This is a genomic window from Georgfuchsia toluolica, assembly GCF_907163265.1.
In the GTDB taxonomy this organism is placed as follows: domain Bacteria; phylum Pseudomonadota; class Gammaproteobacteria; order Burkholderiales; family Rhodocyclaceae; genus Georgfuchsia; species Georgfuchsia toluolica.
Genome location: NZ_CAJQUM010000001.1, coordinates 3404157 through 3425720, shown reverse-complemented (window position 1 = coordinate 3425720; position 21564 = coordinate 3404157). Strand labels below are relative to the sequence as shown.

At 59.1% G+C, this 21564-nt stretch carries 17 protein-coding genes; 14 read left to right on the top strand and 3 right to left on the bottom strand.

Features of this window, described 5'->3' with window-relative positions:
- The first annotated feature begins 30 nt into the window (after positions 1-30).
- The 10 genes from K5E80_RS16210 to K5E80_RS16165 all read left to right on the top strand — a co-directional run bounded on the left by K5E80_RS16210 (position 31) and on the right by K5E80_RS16165 (position 12349).
- Positions 31-1218 carry an acetyl-CoA C-acyltransferase family protein gene (locus K5E80_RS16210; protein ID WP_220637129.1) on the top strand — a complete coding sequence of 396 codons (1188 nt, stop codon included), beginning with the start codon at positions 31-33 and terminating at the stop codon, positions 1216-1218.
- Positions 1219-1696: 478 nt separating this feature from the next.
- Entirely contained in the window at positions 1697-2851 is a 1155-nt protein-coding gene (locus K5E80_RS16205) for a (Fe-S)-binding protein (protein WP_220637128.1), read from the top strand.
- A gap of 14 nt (positions 2852-2865) precedes the next feature.
- The gene (locus tag K5E80_RS17275) at positions 2866-3756 is read left to right on the top strand and encodes an FAD-dependent oxidoreductase (protein ID WP_220637127.1); all 891 of its coding nucleotides are present in this window, start codon (positions 2866-2868) and stop codon (positions 3754-3756) included.
- A complete protein-coding gene (locus tag K5E80_RS16195; protein WP_220637126.1) occupies positions 3753-5963 on the top strand; it encodes an FAD-dependent oxidoreductase in 2211 nt (736 codons plus the stop codon). Before K5E80_RS17275 ends, K5E80_RS16195 begins: the two co-directional genes overlap by 4 nt.
- 40 nt (positions 5964-6003) lie before the next feature.
- Positions 6004-6774, top strand: coding sequence for a hydrogenase iron-sulfur subunit (locus tag K5E80_RS16190; protein ID WP_220637125.1), 771 nt, complete (start codon positions 6004-6006; stop codon positions 6772-6774).
- A 28-nt stretch (positions 6775-6802) separates the two neighbouring features.
- Positions 6803-7255, top strand: a complete 453-nt coding sequence (locus K5E80_RS16185; RefSeq protein WP_220634863.1) for an NADH-quinone oxidoreductase subunit NuoE family protein — start codon at positions 6803-6805, stop codon at positions 7253-7255.
- Between the two features lie 9 nt (positions 7256-7264).
- Entirely contained in the window at positions 7265-8926 is a 1662-nt protein-coding gene (locus tag K5E80_RS16180) for a (2Fe-2S) ferredoxin domain-containing protein (RefSeq protein WP_220634862.1), read from the top strand.
- Positions 8923-9594 (top strand): 2Fe-2S iron-sulfur cluster-binding protein, encoded by a 672-nt coding sequence (locus K5E80_RS16175; protein WP_220634861.1) that lies wholly within the window; start codon positions 8923-8925, stop codon positions 9592-9594. Before K5E80_RS16180 ends, K5E80_RS16175 begins: the two co-directional genes overlap by 4 nt.
- A 261-nt stretch (positions 9595-9855) precedes the next feature.
- On the top strand, positions 9856-11817 hold the full coding sequence (locus K5E80_RS16170; protein WP_281420324.1) for an aldehyde ferredoxin oxidoreductase family protein: 1962 nt from the start codon (positions 9856-9858) through the stop codon (positions 11815-11817).
- Entirely contained in the window at positions 11810-12349 is a 540-nt protein-coding gene (locus K5E80_RS16165; RefSeq protein ID WP_220637123.1) for a 4Fe-4S dicluster domain-containing protein, read from the top strand. Before K5E80_RS16170 ends, K5E80_RS16165 begins: the two co-directional genes overlap by 8 nt.
- A gap of 447 nt (positions 12350-12796) precedes the next feature.
- On the opposite strand, the gene K5E80_RS16160 is transcribed toward K5E80_RS16165, so the two are convergent.
- From K5E80_RS16160 to K5E80_RS16150, 3 genes are all read right to left on the bottom strand, one after another.
- Positions 12797-13237: an acyl-CoA thioesterase gene (locus K5E80_RS16160; RefSeq protein ID WP_343213268.1), complete on the bottom strand. Its 441-nt coding sequence runs from the start codon at positions 13235-13237 to the stop codon at positions 12797-12799.
- Between the two features lie 162 nt (positions 13238-13399).
- On the bottom strand, positions 13400-14290 hold the full coding sequence (locus K5E80_RS16155; protein WP_220637121.1) for a helix-turn-helix transcriptional regulator: 891 nt from the start codon (positions 14288-14290) through the stop codon (positions 13400-13402).
- Between the two features lie 59 nt (positions 14291-14349).
- The gene (locus tag K5E80_RS16150; protein ID WP_220637120.1) at positions 14350-15261 is read right to left on the bottom strand and encodes a LysR family transcriptional regulator; all 912 of its coding nucleotides are present in this window, start codon (positions 15259-15261) and stop codon (positions 14350-14352) included.
- Positions 15262-15611: 350 nt separating this feature from the next.
- Here K5E80_RS16150 and nifJ point away from each other — a divergent pair, with 350 nt between their 5' ends.
- From nifJ to grpE, 4 genes are all read left to right on the top strand, one after another.
- A complete protein-coding gene (gene nifJ, locus K5E80_RS16145) occupies positions 15612-19190 on the top strand; it encodes a pyruvate:ferredoxin (flavodoxin) oxidoreductase (protein WP_246591022.1) in 3579 nt (1192 codons plus the stop codon).
- A 68-nt stretch (positions 19191-19258) separates the two neighbouring features.
- On the top strand, positions 19259-20107 hold the full coding sequence (locus K5E80_RS16140) for a 3-hydroxybutyryl-CoA dehydrogenase (protein WP_220634413.1): 849 nt from the start codon (positions 19259-19261) through the stop codon (positions 20105-20107).
- 104 nt (positions 20108-20211) lie between these two features.
- Positions 20212-20646 (top strand): thioredoxin TrxC, encoded by a 435-nt coding sequence (trxC, locus tag K5E80_RS16135; RefSeq protein WP_220637119.1) that lies wholly within the window; start codon positions 20212-20214, stop codon positions 20644-20646.
- Between the two features lie 260 nt (positions 20647-20906).
- On the top strand, positions 20907-21482 hold the full coding sequence (gene grpE / locus K5E80_RS16130; RefSeq protein ID WP_220637118.1) for a nucleotide exchange factor GrpE: 576 nt from the start codon (positions 20907-20909) through the stop codon (positions 21480-21482).
- Positions 21483-21564 lie beyond the last annotated feature (82 nt).

Sequence of the window (21564 nt, the reverse complement as noted above, 5' to 3'; positions counted from 1 at the left end):
GATTGGAAGGTATTACACCAGGAGAAGTAAATGGCAGAGAAACGTGAAGTAGTAGTGGTGAGTGGTGCACGCGCGGCAATCGGCAGCTTCGGCGGAACACTGAAAGATATTCCCCCGTCAGCGTTGGGCGCTAGTGTAGTCAAGGAAGTCATCGCTCGCGCCAAGATCGATCCAGCCCGGATCGGCCACTTGGTCTGTGGTAACGTCATTCATGGCGAGGCGCGCGACATGTATATTTCGCGTGTCATTGCTCTCAATGCTGGCATGGTCAAGGAGTCCTGCGCACTCACCTTGAATCGCCTCTGTGGTTCCGGCCTGCAGGCCATCGTTAGTGCCGCCAATGCGATCCAGCTTGGCGACACCGACATCGCGATCGGTTGCGGTGTAGAGAGCATGAGTCGTGCTGGTTATCTGATGCCGGCCGCGCGCTGGGGCGCGCGCATGGGTGATACCAAAATGGTGGACATGATGGTGGGGGCGGTCACTGATCCGTTTTCGCCCAACCATATGGGCATAACGGCCGAGAACATTGCCGAACAATTCAACATCTCCCGCGCCGACCAGGACGCACTGGCATTGGAAAGCCAGAAACGCGCTGTCGCTGCGATCGCTGCAGGCCATTTCAAGACGCAGATCGTGCCTATCGAAATTCCGTCGCGAAAAGGCACGGTCTTGTTCGATACCGACGAATATCCGAAAGCCGACGCATCATTGGAAAGTCTTGCCAAGCTGAAACCGGCATTCAAGAAAGATGGAACGGTGACCGCTGGCAATGCCTCCGGTCTCAATGACGGTTCAGCCGCCGTCATGCTCATGGAAGCCGCTGTCGCTGCGAAGGAGGGACTGAAACCCTTGGCGCGCCTGGTCTCCTATGGTGTTGCCGGGGTTGATCCCTCGATCATGGGCACCGGGCCGATTCCAGCGGTAAAGCTGGCCTTGGCGCGGGCCGGCCTCGGCGTCAAGGACATTGACGTCATCGAGTCGAACGAAGCTTTTGCGGTTCAAGCCTTGAGCGTTACGCAAGCACTGGGGTTCGATCCGGCCAAGGTTAACCCGAACGGCGGCGCCGTGGCGCTTGGCCACCCTCTCGGCGCCACTGGCGCCATCCTGACCGTCAAGTGCCTCTATGAATTGGCGCGCATCGGCAAGCGTTATGGCTTGGTGACGATGTGCATCGGCGGTGGTCAGGGTATCGCAGCGGTCTTTGAACGCCCGTAAGCTCAAGAGGCCGGACTTGTGCTCGGCCTCTTGAGCAGTTGTAAATTCCGCAGGCGCTGTGCTTGATTTTCTCCTGTTTGATTGCCTTAACCTGTTTGGCACCTTTGGAGAAAAGTCGCGGTTGTTGACATAGGTCAACACATCAACCTCGATAAGTATTAATATGCATCATATTGCATATTAGCAATATGTAGCATGTAGATCAATATGTAGCATATAAATCATGTAATAAGCAGGTAAGGCTTATATGGTTAAGGAGGCGCTTTCTCAATGAGCGATGGTTTGTTTAACCAGTTCAAGAACCGGTACGAGAAACGCATATTTAATTGTGCGCGCGAGTGGAAAGTACACGCTGATAGCCGTGCGGCGGCAACGTTGTGTACTGCACCGAAGAGTATGCGGCGCCAGGAGTTTGAGTACATGCAACCGGCCGGCTGCCCGGCATTCGCAACTGCTTGACACGACAGGGTAATAGAGCATGGAGACTGCAACCCCCCAAAAAGAAATCATCGACGCGATCAAGGCGAGTGGCGGTGATGCTTTTAAGTCTTGTTACCAATGCGGCATGTGCGACACGGTCTGCCCCTGGAACAGGGTCAGCAAATTCAGCATGCGCAAGCTCGTGCGCGAGGCCACCTTCGGCCTGACCGAGATCGATAACGAGGATATCTGGCGCTGCACAACCTGCGGCAAATGTCCGCAAGTTTGTCCGCGCGACGTCCAGCAGATCAAGTCGGGCGTGGCACTGCGCCGCATCGCTACGGAATATGACGTCTTTGCTGGCGGTGCCTCGCCCATTCCCGGCGTCGCGGCCAGCCTCAAGGCCGAAGGCAACCCCTTCGGTGAGGCGCGCTCGAAGCGCGCCGACTGGGCCAAGGACCTCAATGTCAAGCGCTTCGCTGAGGGCATGGAAATTCTCTACTCCCCCGGCTGCTATTTGGCCTACGACCCGCGTGGCAAGAAAATCGCCAAGGCCACGGTGGAAATCCTGCAGGCAGCGGGCGTTGATTTCGGCATCCTCGGCACCGACGAGAGCTGCTGCGGCGAGAGTATCCGCAAGACCGGCGACGAGACCCTGTTCCGCAACCTGGCCCGCTCCAACATCGCCCAGCTGATCGGCAACGGCGTAAAGAAGATCCTGGTCTCCTCACCGCATTGCTACCACAGTTTCAAGAACGAGTACCCCGAATTCATGGTGCACTTCGAGGTGGTCCACATCACCGAGTACGTGCATCAACTGATCAATGAAGGCCGCCTCAAACTGACCAAGGAAGTCGCCAGGAACGTCACCTACCATGACCCCTGCTACCTGGGCCGCCACAACGGCATATTCGAGCAGCCGCGCGAAGCGCTGAAGAGCGTACCTGGCCTCAAATTGAACGAGATGGCAGAGTCGAAGAAGAACAGCTTCTGCTGCGGCGGCGGCGGCGGCCGCATCTGGATGGAAACGCCCAAGGGTGAGCGATTCTCCGACCTGCGCCTGGAACAGGCGGCGCAGACCGGTGCCGAGGTTCTGGTCACTTCCTGCCCCTACTGCATCACCAATTTCGAGGATAGCCGCCTCGGCCGGCCGGACGGTGGTGCGTCGATCGAGGTCAAGGACATGACCGAAATCATCCGCGAAGCGATCTAGGCGAGGACATCAAAGTGACATTCGAACTTCTGCAACAGCAAATGGACACGTTGCGCGTCTTGCGTGGCGCGGATGACAACATGGGCGACATCATGGTCGTCGGCGGCGGCATCAGCGGCATCCAGGCTGCGCTCGACCTGTCCTCAGCCGGTTACAAGGTCTATCTGGTGGAGAAGTCGCCGACCATCGGCGGCAAGATGTCGCAACTCGACAAGACCTTTCCCACCAACGACTGCTCGATGTGTATCGAGTCGCCCAAGTTCATCGAAACCGACCGGCAGCCGAACATCGAGCTGATGACCTACACCGACGTCGACGCGGTCGAGGGCGAACCCGGTGACTTCACCGTCACGCTGCTGAAGAAGCCCCGTTACGTCGACGAGAACAAGTGCACCGGATGTACTGTCTGCGTCGAGTACTGCCCGGCCAAAATCCCCGACCCGTTCAACCAGAACCTGTCGCAGAACAAGGCCGTGCACATTTACTTCTCGCAGGCAGTGCCGCTCGTCACCTACATTGACGAGAGCTGCCTGTTCCTCAAGGACAAGACCTGCTCGATCTGTCAGACCGTTTGCGAAAACCACGCCATCGATTTCGGCCAGAAGGCGGAGAAGGTCAAGGTCAAGGTCGGCGCCATCATCCTGGCGGCCGGCTACGAGACCTTCGACCCATTGCCGCGCAACGATTACGGCTACGGCAAGTTCGCCAACGTCGTCACCAGCATGGACTTTGAGCGCCTGCTCTGCTCCACCGGTCCACACGAAGGCCAGATCCTGCGCCCTCGGACAAGAAGCATCCGCACAAGATCGCCTGGATCCACTGCGTCGGCTCGCGTCAGGTCAATCCGGCCGGAGGCAACAGCTATTGCTCCGCCGTCTGCTGCTCGTACACGCAGAAGCAGGTGATTCTGGCCAAGGACCACCTGCCCGATATGCAGGCCAAGATATTTCACAACGACATTCGCTCCTACGGCAAGGACTTCGAGCGTTTCTACCAGCGCGCGCACAAGCTGCCCGACGTGCATTTCATCCGCAGCTACACCTCGATCGGCAGCGAAGATCCGGAGACCGGCGACGTCTCCATCCGCTACACTACGCCGGACGGGGTGGTCGAGGAATTCTTTGAACTGGTGGTGCTGTCGGTGGGCTTGACTCCGCCCAAGGATGCCCGGCGCTTCTCCAAGGTGTTCGGCATCGAGCTCAATCAGCACGGCTTCTGCAAAGTCAATCCCGACAACCCGCTGCAGACCAGCCGTCTGGGCATATACACCAGTGGCGCCTTCCAGGGCCCGATGGATATTCCCGAGTCGGTGATGGGCGCCAGTGGCGCCGGCGCCCTGGCCTCCAACCTGCTCAAGTCGCGGCGCGGCCAGCTCTCCGAAGACCGGGTGTATCCAGAAGAGAAAGATTCCTCGGAAGAAGAGGCCAAGGTCGGCGTCTTCGTCTGCCGCTGCGGCGCCAACATCGGCCGCGTGGTGGACGTACCGGGCATCGCCGAGTATGCGAAGGGACTGCCAAACGTAGTGCACGTCGAGGAGAGCCTGTTTGCCTGCGCCACCAACACCGCCAAGGCCATCTCCGACACCATCCGCGACAAGGGTCTGAACCGGGTGGTGGTCGCCGCCTGTACCCCGCGCACGCACGAACCGCTGTTCCGCGACACGCTGCGCGAAGCCGGTGTCAACCAGTACTTCTTCGACATGGCCAACATCCGCGAGCATTGCACCTGGGTGCATTCCAAGGAGCAGGAAGCCGCGACGCAGAAGGCCAAGGACATCGTCCGCATGTCGGTGGCACGGGCCACCAAACTGGAGCCGCTGGACGAGTTCTCCCTGCCGGTGGACAAGACCGCGCTGGTGGTCGGCGGCGGTGTCGCCGGCATGACCAGCGCCCACACCATGGCGGAACAAGGCTATGAGACCTACCTGATCGAGAAGGCCTCCGATCTCGGTGGCATGGCCAACCGCCTCCACTTCACGCTCGAAGGCATGGACGTGCAGACCTTCATCGGGGATCTCAAGAAGAAAGTGTACCGCCACCCGAAGATCCACGCCATCACCAATGCCGAAGTCACGCATGTCGACGGTTATGTCGGCAACTTCACCACCACGGTCAAGTCCAAGGGCCGGGTGCGCACAATCAAGCACGGCGCCGCCATCATCGCAGTCGGCGCCGCCGAGTACCAGCCGACCGAGTATTTGTACGGCGCGAACGACAAGGTAATGACTCTGCTGGAGATGGAAGGCCAGCTCGCCAAGCAGGACGAAAAACTGATGGCGGCCGAGAGCGTGGTGATGATCCAGTGCGTCGGCTGCCGCAACGAAGACCGCAACTATTGCTCGCGCGTCTGCTGCAGTGGTGCCATGAAGAACGCCCTGAAGATGAAGGCGCTCAAGCCGGAAGTGGACATCTACGTGCTCTTCCGCGACATTCGCACCTACGGTTTCCGCGAAGACTATTACCGCGAAGCGTCGAACAAGGACGTCAAGTTCATTCGCTACGAGCCGGAAGACAAGCCGGCGGTGGAAGCCCGGGACGAAGGCGGCCGCAAATTCATCCGCGTGACTGCCACCGATCCGATCCTGGGCAAGAAGCTGGAGCTGGACGTCGATGCCATTGTTCTGGCAGCCGCTGTAATCCCGGCGCCGGGTGCCAGCGAACTGGCGCGCATGTTCAAGGTGCCGCTGGGTCCCGATGGCTTCTTCCAGGAAGCGCACGCCAAGCTGCGGCCGGTGGATTTTGCCGCCGAAGGCGTGTACCTCTGCGGCACGGCGCAATATCCCAAGCACCTGTCGGAAACCATCACTCAGTCCTATGGCGCGGCCGGTCGGGCGCTGACCCTGCTGTCGCGCGACACCGTTGTCGCCTCGGGCGCGGTCACCTCGGTGAGCACGACCGACTGCATCTCCTGCGGCGCCTGCCTCTCGGTGTGCACCTACGGTGCCATCGACTTCGAGGAAACGCCGCGCGGCAAGAAGGCGGTGGTCAATGCGGTGCTGTGCAAGGGCGATGGGCTATGCGTGGCGAAGTGTCCGACCGCGGCCATCAGCCTCTCGCACTACACCAACGACGAAGTGTGCAACCAGATCGACGCCGCGCTGGAACTGGTCTGAGGCGCGCCGACATGACAACGCAACTGATAAGGGACTGAGTATGGCTGCCCCCTCCGATTTCAAACCGATCATTGTCGGCTTTCTCTGCAACTGGTGCTGCTACGGCGGCGCGGATCTGTGCGGCGTCTCGCGCTTCCAGTATCCGCCCTACCTGCGCGTGATCCGGCTGATGTGCTCGGGCCGCGTCGACCTCGAGTTCATCTTCCGCGCCTTCGCCAAGAAGGCCGACGGCGTGTTCATTGGCGGCTGCCATCTTGGCGACTGCCACTACAACCCCGAAGGCAACTACGACGCGCTGGGCAACAGCATGGTCGCCAAGCGCATCCTCGAAAACGTCGGCGTCAATCCCGACCGGCTGCGGCTGGAATGGGTATCTGCCGGAGAAGGTATCCGTTTCGCCGAAATCATGAACGAGTTCGGCGCCAAGATCAAAGCCCTCGGACCCTTTGGTTACTCCGAAGGCCGCGACGTCGCCGACCTGCAGGACGGCCTCGAAGCGGCCACGCAGATGGTGCCCTACATCAAGCTGGTCGAGCGCGAACGCTTCCGCGTGCCGAAGCGGACGGAAGACGGCTACCGCGAATTCTTCGCGCGCGAGGACTACAACGTCCTGTTCAAGGACCTGGTGCTGGACAAGCTGGCCATGAGCCGCATCATGGGTGCTTTGCGCCAGGGCCTGGCATCGACCGAGGAAGTGGCGCAGAAGCTGGGCCTGGAGCCGGCCGAGGTCGCCCGCCACATGCACCTGCTGTCGCAGCAGGGCGTGGTCAAGATCGACGGCAGCCACGTGCGGGCCGCGATCGCCGCCTGAAGCGAATCACTCATACGGGATATGCAAAATGTGTGAAAAGAAAATCGACGCCATCATCGAAAAATACCGCGGCCAGCCGGGTTCCCTGATTCACGCGCTGGTGGAGATCCAGCACGAGAACCACTGGCTGCCCAGGGAAGTGATGCACCGCATTGCCGATGCGCTGGAAGTGCCCTTCGCCCAGGTGATGCAGATCGCCAGCTTCTACAAGACCTTCAGCCTGACCCCGAAGGGTCGTCATAAGGTGCATGTGTGCTCCGGCATGACCTGTCACCTGCGCGGTGCAGCCAAGCTGCTGAAGAAGGTGGAAGAACTTACCGGTCTCAAGGCCGGCGAGACGGATGCCGAATCCAAATTCACCGTCGAGACCGGCGCCTGCCTCGGCAGTTGCAGCATCGGGCCGGAACTCATCGTCGACGGCAAGCACTACGGCAGGATGACGCCTGACAAGGCCGAAGCCGTTCTCAACAGTTACGAGTAGGAAGACATCATGCCCAGGCTCCAATCAGCGGCTGAACTGGAAAAATTCCGCGCCGAAATCCTCGCCCAGCGCGATCCCGCCAAACCCTGCATCGCCGTCTGCGCCGGCGCGGCCTGCGACGGCATGGATTCGGCGGCGGTTGCCGCCGCCTTCCTGGCCCATGTCGACCAGAACAAGTTGGGCGACAAGCTTGAAGTCAGGACCACCGGCTGTCACGGCTACTGCGAGAAGGGACCCAACGTCGTCGTCACTCCCGGCGACATCTGCTACTTCGAGGTCCGGCCCACGGACGTGCCGGAGATCATCGCCGCCACGTTGAAAGGCGAAGTGGTCGAGCGCCTGGTGTACCAGGATCCGAACACCGGCGCCAAGGCCGTGCATATGCAAGAGGTGCCGTTCTACAAGCACCAGACGCGGCTGCTCATCGGCGACAACCCGAAGATCGATCCGATGCGCATCGAGGATTATCTGGCGGTCGGCGGTTACGCGGCGCTGGTCAAGGCCCTGACCACGATGAGTCCGGAACAGGTGCTCGACGAAGTCAAGAAGGCCAACCTGCGCGGCCGCGGCGGCGGCGGCTTCCCGGCCGGTTCGAAGTGGGAGACCACCAGGAACGCGCCGGAGAAGATCAAGTATGTCATCGTCAACGGCCACGAAGGCGAGTCGGCCGCCTTCATGGACCGGGCCATGCTCACCGGCAATCCGCACAAGATCCTCGAAGGCCTGATCATCGGCGCCTACGCCATCGGCGCGCAGAAGGGCTTCATGTACACGCGCCACGACATGCCGCTGCTGGAAAAACATGTCCGCAACGCCCTGGCCCAGGCCGCCGAATACGGCCTGCTCGGCAAGAACATCCTCGGCAGCGGCTTTGACTTTGAATGCGAATTGCATTTCGACGTCGGCATCTTCGTCTCCGGCGAGTCGTCGGCCCTGATGCGCTCCATCGAAGGCAATCCGCCCGAGCCGCGGCCGAAGTACATCCGCACCTCGGTGTCCGGCATCTGGGACAAGCCCAGCAATCTCAACAACGTCGAGACCTGGGCCAACGTGCCGCAGATCATCGCCAAGGGTGCCGAGTGGTTCACCAGCATCGGCTCCGAGAAGAGCAAGGGCACCAAGCTGATTTCGTTGTCGGGCAATGTCGTGAATAGCGGCGTCGTGGAAGTGCCGATGGGCACACCGTTGCGCACCCTGGTGTTCGACATCGGCGGCGGCGTGTGCGATGGCAAGACGCTCAAGGCCATCCACTTCGGCGGCGCCATGGGCGGCTCCATCCCGGCCGATCTGATCGATGCCCCGCTCGATTTCGACGGCATGTCCAAGCTCGGCGCACCGATCGGCGCCGGCGGCCTGCTGCTCATGGACGAAGATACCGACATGGTCGAAGTGGCGCGCTACCTGATGGACTTCCTCACCAAGGAATCCTGCGGCAAGTGCGTGCCCTGCCGCGAGGGCATGCAGCAGATGCTGCAGATCCTCACCCGCATCACCGAAGGCCGCGGCAAGCCGGGCGACATCGAGCGCCTGCAGGACCTGATCGAGGTGACCAACGTCGCCAGCCTGTGCGCCTTGGGCAAGACCTCGGGCGATCCGCTGAAGAGCATGTTCCGCTATTTCAAGCCCGAGTATGAAGCGCGCATCGCCGCCGGTAGTGGAGATACGAAATGAGTGAAATCGTCCTGACGATTGATGGCAAGGAAGTCACGGCCAAGGCCGGCATGACCGTCCTCCAGGCGGCGCAGCAGGCGGGCATCCACATCCCTACGGTGTGCCACCACGAAAAGCTGGAGGCCTTCGGTGGCTGCCGCCTGTGCATGGTGGAAGTCGAATCGCGCGGCTGGACCAGCTACGTCGTCTCCTGCCTGTATCCGGTGGCGAAGGACATCGTCGTGCGTACCCGCTCGGAAAAGGTCGACAAGATCCGCAAGGTGCTGGTCGAGGAGTTGATGGCCCATGCGCCGGACGCGCCGGAACTGGTGAAGCTGGCCGAGGAGTATGGGGCCGACCGCAACCGCTTCGAGCGGGAGGCGTCGTTCTGCATCCTGTGCGGTCTGTGCGTGCGTTACTGCGATGAGGTCAAGCACAAGAACGCCGTCAGCTTCTTCGATAACGGCGCCGTGCGCCAGATCGCCTTCATTCCGGAAGTCGCCAAGACGGAATGCTGGGATTGCCAGGAATGCTTCGCCCTGTGCCCGACTTCCTATGCGCAAGCTGCCTATATGCTGACCGAAGCGCTTGCATTCCCAGGATTGGTCAAGACGGCAGTCCATGATGCCAAGGCACACAAGGCTAAACCAGCGGTGATTCCCATCACCCCGGTCCCTGTGACGGCTTAGGCCGCATGCAAGAGAAAAACCTGTTCAAGATGAACATGAAAGGGGCAACAGAATGAGATATGCAGAGGCTGGCTACAACTTGGAAATGGTTTATTTGTTGCTCCCGACTTCACCACTCGTCAGCGCCAGCCACCGCTGATCGGTCGGGCCGGTCGCGGCACAGCATTCAAGAAGCAATCGTCGTCAACGGGAAAAACCGGCAAACGCGTGCAAGCGCGCAAGACATATGGGCAAGAAACAGTCTGAGAGAGGACCAAAGAGATGCGGTACGGAGAAATAGGATTTGATTTGGAAGTGGATCTTTCCCGCGGGAGCATAGACCGTGTGGAGACCGACCCAAGGGACACCAAGCTTTACCTGGGTGGTCTCGGCACCAACGCCAAGATCATGTGGGACAGGGTACCGCCGGAGACGGAAGCATTTTCTGAGGACAACCTGCTGATCTTCAGCACCGGCCTGCTTTGCGGCACTGGAGCGCCCGGCTGCAACCGCACCATCGTTTCGACCATTTCACCGCAGACGAAGCTGGTGGCCTATTCGATGATGGGCGGCTTCTGGTCGCCGGAGTTGAAGTACGCGGGGTACGACAAAGTCATTATCCGCGGCCAGTCGCCCGATCTGGTCTATCTCTGGATCAACAACGACAAGGTCGAGATCCGCGACGCCTCGCACCTCAAGGGCATGGGCGCGACCGAGACATCGGAGGCAATCCGCAAGGAACTGAAGGATCCGGATATTCAGGTGGCGGCCATCGGTTTGGCCGGCGAGAACCGGGTCTTCTACGCCTCTGTCGAGCAAGGCCGCTCCAGCGCCAGCCGGGGTGGCATCGGCGCGGTGATGGGCGACAAGGGCCTCAAGGCCATCGCCGTGCGTGGCACAAAGGACATCAACGTCGCCGATCCGGGCAAGTACATGGAACTGTGCAACGATGTACTGAAGTACATCAAGTTCCGCGAAGACAATCCGATCAAGGGCGTGCCGCCAATCCTGCAGGGGCTCGGCTCGCCGCAGGAAATGGCCATCGTCGACGAGCAATGGCACACCACCAATTTCATGTGGGGTAACTCGCGTACCCGGCGCAAGGACTTCTGGACCCATGAAATCGAAGAGAAGTGGCGCGAGACCCAGGAAAACGTGCGCACCCGCCTGATCAGTTGCCACAACTGCCCGATGAAGTGCGGCGCCACCATCTCCGTGCCCGGCCTACCCACCTATATGATGAAGTGCTACTCCAAGCTGACTTACACCATGGCTGCCTTTTCGGACCTGGATTTCGGCTTCAAGATTGCGCAAAAGGCCACCGAATACGGCCTCGACGGTTTCTCCACTCCGCAGGCCATGGCCTTCGGCCTGGAATTGCTGGAGAACGGCATTCTGACCAAGGATGATTTCCCGGGCATGCCTGACGATAATGAAGGCCGCTTCTTCTACCTGCTGGAGAAGATCGTCCGCCGCGAGGGTATCGGCGACTACCTCGCCGACGGCACTTACTGGGCGGCCCGGCGCATCGGCAAGGGCGCGGAGAAGTTCGACCATAACACTATCAAGAAGCACGAGCAGCTGCCGCTCAAGCTGGGCATGCTCAATCCGGTCTATTACCTGATGTACTCAACCGGCGAGAAGATCAACATCACCCAGATCGAAGGCCAGTTTCCGCAAGAACCGTTCCCCACACGCGAGGCGCGCGAGGAGTTCGTCAAGGACTGGATTCAGGTGCCCGACGAGAAGTTCAAGAAGTACTACGTCGATTGGGAGCCGCGCGGCGAGATGTCCAACCCCTACTACCCGACGGTCGAGGCCAGTTGCGACATCGTGGACTGGATGGAGAAGATGCACTACATCGACGACGCCGTGGGTATGTGCGCCGGCCTGTCCTCCTTCCCGCTGAAGCCGCCCTACCACATTCACAACTATCCCGAGTTCATCACGGCGGCGACCGGAATAAAAATGAACAAGGATGACGTATGGCAGTCGGCGACGCGCACCCGCACCCTGATGCGCGCCCTCAACGTGCGCCGCGGCATGCGCCGCGCTGACGACAAGCCGCCAGAGGACCATTGGAAGAAGCGCTTCCCCGATCTGGAAAAGCAGCTGCTCGATCAGTATTACAAGCTGAAGGGCTTCAACGATCAGGGCATTCCGACCAAGGAATCCCTCCACGAGCTGGAACTGGATTACATCGCCGAGGAATTCGAACAGAAAGGAATTTACAGCAATGGCTAAGGTCAAGAAAATCGTCAAGTCCATCACCATCGATGCCGACAAGTGCAATGGCTGCAAGGCTTGCGAGGTGATCTGCTCCTCGTGGCACGCCACGCCGCGCTACAGCAGCAACAACCCGGCGCGCTCGCGCATCCGTATCGTGCGCCTGCCGCTGAAGGACATCTACCTGCCGGTCTATGCCGGCGAGTATACCGAGGCGGAATGCACCGGCCGGGACAAATACATCATCGACGGCAAGGAATACAACGAGTGCGATTTTTGCCGGGCTTCGTGCCCCTCGCGCGACATGTTCCACGAGCCCGATTCGGGGCTGCCGCTGAAATGCGACATGTGCGAAGACACGCCGACGCTGGACAAACCCAAGTGCGTCGAGTGGTGCCTGGCCGAAGCTCTGATCTACGTCGAGCGCGAAGAGGAAGTCGAGGAAGATCAGCCGAAGCTGGGCGACGTCGAGATCGGCCTCGGTTCGATGATCGACAAGTATGGAATGCAGCAGGTGCTGGATACCATCGCCAGAATGGCAAAGCCGTAAGACCAATGCTTGACACGACAGAGTAATAGAGTATGGAGATTGCAACCCCCTAAAAGGAAATCATCGACGCGATCAAGGCGAGTGGCGGCAATGCTTTTAAGTCCTGTTACCCGTGCGGCATGTGCAACACAGTCTGTCCCTGGAACAGGGTCACCAAGTTCAGCATGCGCAAGATCGTACGGCAACCGACCCGCAGCCGAAAAATACCAGGAGGAAGGTGCCGACCAGTTCGCCGACGAAGTGATGTTGAGGACGCATAAACTTTATCCCAAAGTTGTATGTTGACAGCATCATCCCCCGCCGCTGACATCAGACGCGGGGGATGAGCAGTCGAATGCACCGAAGTGATTCGGGCGGTCGCCGAGACCCGGAAGTGCTTGGCAAAGCGGGTTTCGCCGACCATTGCCGCCGTATTGCCGCAAACCAGCATCGACTTGCCGGCGATGATCAATTGGACGTGGATACTTCGGTCAACCGCCGATAGTCTTCGAGCCGACTGGCGATGTCAGGCGGAATCGGAATCGATTTGAAATTCCCCACTGATAGCGTTACCAGTACAACTTCGCCGAGCAGCGTAGGATTGCCGCGGATTGAGCCCTCGATCCCGATCGAGATTGATGAACGTCCGATATTTTTCAATATTACCGTCAAATCGAGGATGTCCCCGATACGAGCGGGGCTCTTGAAGTCGCATGCAGCCCTCACTGATGGCAAGGCAACCTTGCGTTCCGTGATCAGGACCGCATAGTTAATACCCAGCCAGTGGGTAAACCAGTCTTCAACAACGGTCTGAAACATATCGAAGAAATTCGGGAAGTAGACGATGCCCGCCATGTCGGTATGGGAAAACCGTATTGGATAATGAGAGGTAAAAAGTCCGTGTTCCATTTTGAAAGTCGGGTTAAATAAATGCATGCTTAGCCAACATGTTCAGCAAGCTCACTTGTTGTGCCTTATGAAAAACACTCGTATCTTTAGTGAAGTAGAATGCAGACATGTTAATGGCATGAAAGTAGATAATTTTCCTGAGTTCCGGGACGGAGCAGGAAATCAGGGATTGATCTGTTTCAGAAGTTCGGCAAAGCTCTGCTGGAGGTCGCCGGCTGAAGTATTTACCGTTGCGTCAGCCTTCATGTACATGGGTTCGCGCCCAGCCAGAATACGCTCCAGATCCTTCATCGCCTCACTGTTGTCGCTCATGGGACGCCGGTCACCTTGTGCCACAACTCGGGCCATGTGATCGGATGGGCTCGCTTTGAGCCAGATCGTATGGCAGTAAGTGAGCAATTTGTCGAAAGTTGCCGCCTCGGTGACGATGCTGCCCCCGGTAGACAGCACAAAACGATCATAAGTATCGATCACCGCTTGCAACGAGCGTTGCTCATAGCGGCGGTAAGCTGACTGTCCATAAAGGGAGAATACCTCGGGCAATGTCATCCCGGCTAACCGCCTGATCTCGTCGGCGAGTTCGATGAAAGGCACATCCAGGTGCGCCGCAAGCATCTTACCCAAGGTAGTCTTGCCTGCCCCGCGTAACCCGACCAGGGCAATACGATGGCGCCGCCCCTTTTTTTCGAAAGTACCCAGCAGGAGTTCTCGCGCTTCTCCCAACTGGGCAGGGGGCAAGCGGGAGAGGTACTGAACCAACAGCGTAAGTTCCGGCGCTTGTTCTGGTCCTACCCGGACAATATCTTCCAGAGGAATCGCCATTGCTTGGGCGACCTGCCGCAAGCGGACTATAGAGATATTTCCCTCACCGCTTTCCAACTGGGCCAGATAACGCAACGACACTCCGGAGTCACGTGCAAGGATTGCGCGGGGCATCCCCCGGCGCACTCTTAGATCTCGAATGTGTTCGCCTAGCGCGCGTAGATACCCATTAGCTTCGAGTTTCAAGTTTGACAGTTCGGGACGCACAGGCACAGGGTTGATATTGTTCATCAGTTCAGATTCACAGACTTGTGAAGTGCATTATATTGCCTATTTTTTAAGATTGCAGATTAACCCAAATTATTAGCTAGCCGGTAATCACTTGCTTCCGCAAGCAGCCAGTCGCGAAAGGCGTGAAAGGTTTGTGTCTCCGGATGATGTTCCGGGAAAATGAGGTAGTAGCTCTTGTCGCTTAGATATTCATGTATTACTGGAATGACCAGATCCCCACTTGCCAGTTCATCCTCGATCATCATGGGGGGAATCAAGGCCACACCCATGTCGTGTTTTGCCGCCTGGGCCAGCATGCTGAACAACTCAAAACGCGGTCCAGCCATATCGCTGGAAACACGCTGACCAAGAGAAGCGAACCATTTTCGCCAGGCATATGGTCGCGTCGATTGCTGAAGCAGGGGCAAATTCGCGATATCAATCGCAGACATCTGGCCGTATTGTGCTACCAAGCGGGGGCTGCATACCGGCACAAGATTTTCGCGCATCAGAAAAATGGACTGGGTTCCTGACCATATCGAATTGCCAAAATATATGGCTGCATCGAAATTAGTCTCGGTAAAGAGGAACGGACGGGTGCGATTATCCAGATTGACTGTAGCTTCAGGATTGCTGCGGAGGAATCCGCCCAGTCGGGGAAGCAACCATTTAGTCGCAAAGGTTGGCACTACGGCCAACTTCAGGGTTACGCCCTGACCTTGACTGGACATCAGAGACAAGGTATCGCGTTCAACCTCATCCAGCCGCACTGCTATCTGACGGCTATAGGACAAGCCGGCTTCGGTAAGCTTGACACCGCGCTTCGAACGTCGAAACAACTGTATTCCGAGAAAATCCTCGAGACCAGCAACTTGGCGGCAGATCGCACTTTGTGTCTGCGATAGTTCTTCGGCTGCGCGGGAAAAGCTTTCGTGCCGCGCCGCGGCCTCGAAGGCAATCATAGCGCCTGAATTTGGGATCTTGCGTCGCATATCTGTAATCGGGCAATTTAGCCAAACCAGAAAGTGTTGTGCAATTCTCGCACAACACAGTGCAAAATTGTCGTTTGCCTAATAGCAGCTTCAACCATAGGATGGTCAAACCAGAGGTGGTAATAGTCCATATCAGTGCGATCCAAGGTAGCCGAGACTTGGCGGAAGTGATGCATACAACCGGCCTTGGTGACAGCACTGAAACAGGCCAGACCATCGGCAAGATGACGCTTCCCGGCGCGGGTTCGTTCACCACATGAGTTTGGTTGACGATCACCGCTATTTATTTATCATGACAATTCACCTTTCGAGATGGGATCAGTCCTGAGGCTGATCTTGAGGAATCCTTGATGAGTAATTCTGCAATGACAATGCAAACGCTGGATGGAAGCCAGGCGGTAGCCTCGGTGGCGTACCGGCTGAGCGAAGTGATCGCCATCTACCCGATCACGCCCTCATCGAACATGGGCGAGCACTCCGACGAATGGGCGGCGAAGGGGATGCACAATCTTTGGAATACTGTGCCGCAGGTTTCCGAAATGCAATCCGAGGGTGGCGCCGCCGGGGCGGTTCACGGCGCACTCCAGGCTGGTGCGCTGTCGACCACGTTCACCGCATCGCAGGGCCTGTTGCTGATGATCCCCAACATGTTCAAGATCGCCGGCGAACTCACGTCCTTCGTGATGCATGTCTCGGCGCGCACCCTTGCCACGCACGCCCTGTCCATTTTCGGTGACCATTCCGACGTCATGGCCTGCCGCTCGACCGGATTCGCCATGCTGGCCGCGGGTTCGGTTCAGGAGGCGCAGGATTTCGCCGCCATTGCCCACGCCGCCACGCTGAAGACGCGCATCCCCTTCCTTCATTTCTTCGACGGTTTCCGCACCTCGCACGAAGTGGCCAAGATCGCGGTGCTTTCCGACGATGACCTGCGTGCGCTGATAGACGAAGAAATGATCGCCGCCCACCGCCGTCGCGCGTTATCGCCCGATCACCCCGTACTGCGGGGCACGGCGCAGAATCCTGACGTGTTCTTCCAGGCGCGCGAAGCCGGCAATAGCTACTATGACGTCTGTCCGGAAAAAGTGAAGGCGGAGATGGACCGCTTCGCCAAGGTCACCGGCCGCCAATATCGCCTCTACGATTACGTCGGCCATCCGCAAGCCGAGCGCGTGATCATCATGATGGGCTCGGGCGCGGAAGCGGCGCATGAACTCGTCGACTGGATGGTGGCCCGCGGTGAAAAAGTGGGGCTGCTCAAGGTGCGCCTGTTCCGGCCCTTCGCCACGGCTGACTTCATCAAGGCGATTCCGCGCACGGCGCGGACCATCGCGGTACTGGATCGCACCAAGGAGCCGGGCGCCTTCGGCGATCCGCTCTACCTCGATGTGGTCGCCGCCCTGCACGAAGCCGAGGAAGAAGGCGCATTGAAGATACACCCGCGCGTCATCGGCGGGCGCTATGGACTGTCGTCCAAGGAGTTCAACCCGGCCATGGTGCGCGCGGTGTATGAAGAATTGGCCAAGGACAAGCCACAGCGGCGCTTTACCGTGGGGATCGTCGATGACGTGACCGGCCTCTCCCTGCCGGTCGATTATTCCTTCGACATCGAACCGAAGGACGTCGTGCGCGCGGTGTTCTACGGCCTGGGCGCCGACGGCACGGTCGGCGCGAACAAGAACTCGATCAAGATCATCGGCGAAGAGACCGACCAGTTCGCGCAGGGCTATTTTGTCTACGACTCGAAGAAATCCGGCGCCATCACCACTTCGCATCTGCGCTTCGGCCCGCGGCCGATCCAGTCGAGCTACCTGATCCGGCGTGCGAGCTTCGTTGCCGTGCATCAGTGGAACTTCTTCGAGCGCTACGATGTGCTGGAGATCGCGGCTCCCGGCGGCACGCTGCTCATCAATTCATTGTTCCCCGCGGAAAAGCTGTGGGCTGAGTTGCCGCGTGAAGTCCAGCAGCAGATCATTGATCTGCAGTTGAAGGTCTACACCATCGACGCTTACGATGTGGCGCGTCGCGCCGGCATGGGCGGGCGCGTCAATACCGTGATGCAAACCTGCTTCTTTGCGCTGGCGGCGATCTTCCCGCGCGAGGAAGCGATCGACTACATCAAGCGCCAGATCAAGAAAACCTACGCCGCCAAGGGCGAGGCGGTGGTGAACAAGAACTACGCCGTGGTCGACGATTCGCTGGCGCATCTGCACGAAGTCAAGGTGCCGGCCACGGCGGATTCCGCCATCGTCATGCCGCCGACCGTCTCGGCCAAGGCGCCGGACTTCGTTCAGCGGGTCACGGCGGTGATGCTCTCAGGCAAGGGCGACGGACTTCCGGTAAGTGCGTTTCCGGTCGATGGCACCTGGCCCACGGCCACGACGCGCTGGGAGAAGCGCAATCTGGCGCTGGAAATTCCCCAGTGGCATCCGGCCATCTGCATCCAGTGCAACAAATGCGCGATGGTCTGTCCGCATGCGGCCATTCGCGCCAAGGTCTACCCGCCGTCAGCGCTGGCGGGTGCGCCAGCCACCTTCCAGTCGATCGATTTCAAGGGCAAACCTTTCCAGGGCCAAAAATACACCTTGCAGGTGGCCCCCGAAGACTGCACCGGCTGCAGGCTTTGCGTCGAAGTCTGCCCGGCCAAGGACAAGCAGAACCCGCGGCAAAAGGCCATCGGCATGGTCCCGCAACTGCCGTTGCGCGTCCCGGAGCGCGACAACTATGAATTCTTTCTCGCGCTGCCCGAAGCAGACCGCAACCTGGTGCCGCTCAATATGAAGGGGACGCAGTTCTTCGAGCCGCTGTTCGAGTATTCGGGTGCCTGTTCCGGCTGCGGCGAAACGCCTTATGTGAAACTCCTGACGCAGCTCTTTGGCGATCGGGCGCTGATCGCCAATGCCACCGGTTGTTCGTCGATCTATGGCGGCAACCTGCCGACGACGCCGTACACGGTCAACCGCGAGGGGCGCGGACCGGCGTGGAGCAATTCCCTGTTCGAGGACAATGCCGAATTTGGTTTCGGCTACCGGCTTGCCGTCGATCAGCAAACCAAGCAGGCGCAGGAACTGCTGCAAGTCCTGGCGGGCGAGGTGGGTGATCGCCTGGTCGGGGAATTGCTGGCAGTCCAGCCGCAGGACGAAGCCGGGATCGCCGCCCAGCGCGTTCGCGTGCTGGCGTTGCGCGAGCAGCTCAAGGGCATTCCCCGGCCCGAAGCGCGCCGGCTGGAACTCATCGCCGACTATCTGGTGAAGAAGAGCGTCTGGATCGTCGGCGGCGACGGCTGGGCCTATGACATCGGTTATGGCGGCCTGGATCATGTGCTCGCGTCCGGGCGCGACGTCAATATCCTGGTCATGGATACCGAGGTCTATTCCAATACCGGCGGTCAGGCCTCCAAGGCCACGCCCACCGGCGCGGCGGCCAAGTTCGCGGCGGCGGGCAAATCGATGGCCAAGAAAGACCTCGGTCTGCTGGCCATGTCCTATGGCAGCGTGTATGTCGCCCAGATCGCCTTTGGCGCCAACGACGCCCAGGTGGTAAAAGCCTTTGCCGAGGCGGAAGCCTATCCGGGCCCGTCCTTGATCATCGCTTTCTCGCACTGCATTGCCCATGGTTATGACCTGGCCCAGGGCGCGGCGCAGCAGAAACTGGCGGTCGATACCGGCTACTGGCCGCTGTATCGCTATGACCCGCGCCGGAATGCCCCCGGCGAGAGCCCGCTGCGCGTCGATTCCCCCGCGCCCAGTGGCAAGGTGACCGACTACACCCGCAACGAGACCCGTTTCCGCATGGTGGAGCAGCAAAATCCGGAACGTTTCAAGGATCTGATGCAGTTGCTCCAGAACAAGTCCGAAGAACGGCTGGCGCTCTATGCCCATATGGCTCTCCCGGTTCAACCCATCATCGACGGAAGTTCCTCTAATTGATTACATCGACCAGCCGTCACACACGATCTTGTGTTGCCAAACTCCAATACAGCCGTTAGGAAAGAAAAATGACAATTGCACAAATTGCAGTAATCGGCGCAGGAACGATGGGCAACGGTATCGCGCAGGCCTGTGCGGGTGCCGGCAAGCAGGTAGTGATGATCGATGTAGCCGGCGCTGCCGTAGCGCGCGGACTGACAACCATCGCCGGCAGCCTGGACCGCCTGGTCAAGAAGGAAAAGATGACCGAAACGCAGAAAGAGGGGATTCTGGCGTTGGTCAAGGGATCGACGAATTATGCCGACATCGCCGGCGCCGATCTGGTGATAGAAGCGGCAACGGAAAACCTGCCGCTCAAGCTGCGCATCATCAAGCAGGTCGAGGAAAATGTTGGCGAACACACCGTCATAGCGACCAACACCTCGTCGATTTCGATTACGCAAATGGCGGCGACGCTGAATCATCCGACGCGTTTCATCGGCATGCACTTCTTCAATCCGGTGCCGATGATGGCGCTGGTGGAGTTGATCAGCGGCCTGCAAACGTCGGATCAGACGCATGCCAGGGTGAGGGAATTTGCCTTATCGCTCGGGAAGTCGCCGATCACGGTGAAGAACCGCCCCGGCTTCGTGGTCAACCGCATTCTTTGCCCGATGATCAACGAAGCGGTATCCGTGCTCGAAGAGGGAATCGCCACGGCCGAGGACATCGACGTCGGCATGAAGCTGGGTTGCAATCATCCGCTCGGCCCGCTCGCCCTGGCCGACCTGATCGGCCTTGATACGCTGCTGTCGATCATGGAAGTGTTATACGAAGGCTTCAACGACCCGCGTTATCGCCCGGCGCCCATGCTCAAGGAAATGGTCGCGGCGGGTTACCTCGGCCGCAAGAGCGGACGCGGCTTTTATCACTACTAATGCGGGTTTGTCTTTGGGATCCACGGCGCCACATATTACGGATAACCGCTCCTTGAAGCGACCCGCATTGGCCCCATATCGGTGGAAATCCGTATGGAGTTGCCATGAACAAATCGCTGATCGTTGTCTGCCCGCACTGCCACGCCCCCAACCGCGTTCCTGAAGATCGCCTTGCGGCAGGCGGCGCCTGTGGGAAATGCAAGAGTTCCCTCTTCGCGGGCAAACCAGTCGAACTCGATGCCGCCAGTTTCGAGCGTCATATCGGTCGCTCCGATCTGCCCATCGTGGTCGATTTCTGGGCGCCGTGGTGCAGCCCCTGCCGCATGATGGCGCCTGCCTTCGTGCAGGTGGCAGGCGAACTGGAGCCGCACTACCAATTGGCCAAGGTGAATACCGAAGATCAGCAGGAGCTGGCAGCCCGCTTCGCCATCCGCAGTATCCCGACCTTGGCCATCTTTCGTGGCGGTCGCGAGATCGCGCGCCAGTCCGGGGCGATGGACGCCGCCAGCCTGAAGCGCTGGATTCAGGCCAACGCATAAACCTGGAAAAAGCAGTTCACCACGGCAACACGGCGAAAACACCAGGCATGGCAAGCATCCGGCACACCATCTATCGGGTGGAGAAATCCGTTGGCAAGCTTTTGCTTTTCCGCCGTCCCACGGGGATTTCCTTTGGTCATGCCCGCCGTGTCGGCCGTGGTCCAAATGAGGTTTTCAGGATAAATTTTTCGCCCCCTTGAAACCCGCCGCGACGCCCCCATATCGCTACGGTTATCTTTCCACCTGACTGTTCGGAAACTATGTCGGACCATCCTGAAAACTCCACCGAAAACCAGAATCCTCTGTTGCAGGAACAAGCGACTCCCGACTCATCTGCGGATACCGCCGCACCTGAACAATCCCAGGACGATGTGACGCCCAGCCTGGAAGAATTGCTCAAGGCAGCAGAACTCAAGGCCGCCGAGCACCACGACGCCTGGTTGCGCGCCAAGGCTGAAGGCGAAAACGTCCGCCGCCGCGCCCAGGAAGACATCGCCAAGGCGAGCAAGTTCGCCGCCGAGAAATTTGCCGGCGAACTGCTTGCCGTCAAGGACAGCCTCGAAGCCGCGCTGTCCAATGAAAACCAGAGTGCCGAGGCCTTGAAATCCGGCGTCGAACTAACCCTCAAGCAACTGGGTTCCGCTTTCGAAAAATCGAATCTTGTCGACATCAATCCGCTCGGCGAAAAATTCGACCCGCACAAGCACCAGGCCATCAGCCAGATCGAGAGCGAAGGTGAACCGAATACCGTGCTCACCGTGTTGCAAAAAGGCTATGCCCTCAACGGACGGGTAATCCGGCCAGCGCTGGTCATTGTCTCCAAGGCAATGGCTTGAAATATCCGCCGCTAACCCGACATACTGAACAGGTTAATTAATACGGGAGCGCGGCGTTGAGGAAGTTTTAACTCCTCACTCC

Excerpts from the sequence above, each read along its gene's own strand:
- K5E80_RS16175 (WP_220634861.1), top strand. The coding sequence starts at position 8,923 with ATGAGTGAAATCGTCCTGACGATTGATGGCAAGGAAGTCACGGCCAAG.
- K5E80_RS16190 (WP_220637125.1), top strand. The coding sequence starts at position 6,004 with ATGGCTGCCCCCTCCGATTTCAAACCGATCATTGTCGGCTTTCTCTGC.
- K5E80_RS16150 (WP_220637120.1), bottom strand. The coding sequence starts at position 15,261 with ATGCGACGCAAGATCCCAAATTCAGGCGCTATGATTGCCTTCGAGGCC.
- K5E80_RS16210 (WP_220637129.1), top strand. The coding sequence starts at position 31 with ATGGCAGAGAAACGTGAAGTAGTAGTGGTGAGTGGTGCACGCGCGGCA.
- K5E80_RS16155 (WP_220637121.1), bottom strand. The coding sequence starts at position 14,290 with ATGAACAATATCAACCCTGTGCCTGTGCGTCCCGAACTGTCAAACTTG.
- nifJ (WP_246591022.1), top strand. The coding sequence starts at position 15,612 with ATGAGTAATTCTGCAATGACAATGCAAACGCTGGATGGAAGCCAGGCG.
- K5E80_RS16205 (WP_220637128.1), top strand. The coding sequence starts at position 1,697 with ATGGAGACTGCAACCCCCCAAAAAGAAATCATCGACGCGATCAAGGCG.
- grpE (WP_220637118.1), top strand. The coding sequence starts at position 20,907 with ATGTCGGACCATCCTGAAAACTCCACCGAAAACCAGAATCCTCTGTTG.
- K5E80_RS16165 (WP_220637123.1), top strand. The coding sequence starts at position 11,810 with ATGGCTAAGGTCAAGAAAATCGTCAAGTCCATCACCATCGATGCCGAC.
- trxC (WP_220637119.1), top strand. The coding sequence starts at position 20,212 with ATGAACAAATCGCTGATCGTTGTCTGCCCGCACTGCCACGCCCCCAAC.
- K5E80_RS16170 (WP_281420324.1), top strand. The coding sequence starts at position 9,856 with ATGCGGTACGGAGAAATAGGATTTGATTTGGAAGTGGATCTTTCCCGC.
- K5E80_RS16160 (WP_343213268.1), bottom strand. The coding sequence starts at position 13,237 with ATGGAACACGGACTTTTTACCTCTCATTATCCAATACGGTTTTCCCAT.
- K5E80_RS16185 (WP_220634863.1), top strand. The coding sequence starts at position 6,803 with ATGTGTGAAAAGAAAATCGACGCCATCATCGAAAAATACCGCGGCCAG.
- K5E80_RS16140 (WP_220634413.1), top strand. The coding sequence starts at position 19,259 with ATGACAATTGCACAAATTGCAGTAATCGGCGCAGGAACGATGGGCAAC.
- K5E80_RS16180 (WP_220634862.1), top strand. The coding sequence starts at position 7,265 with ATGCCCAGGCTCCAATCAGCGGCTGAACTGGAAAAATTCCGCGCCGAA.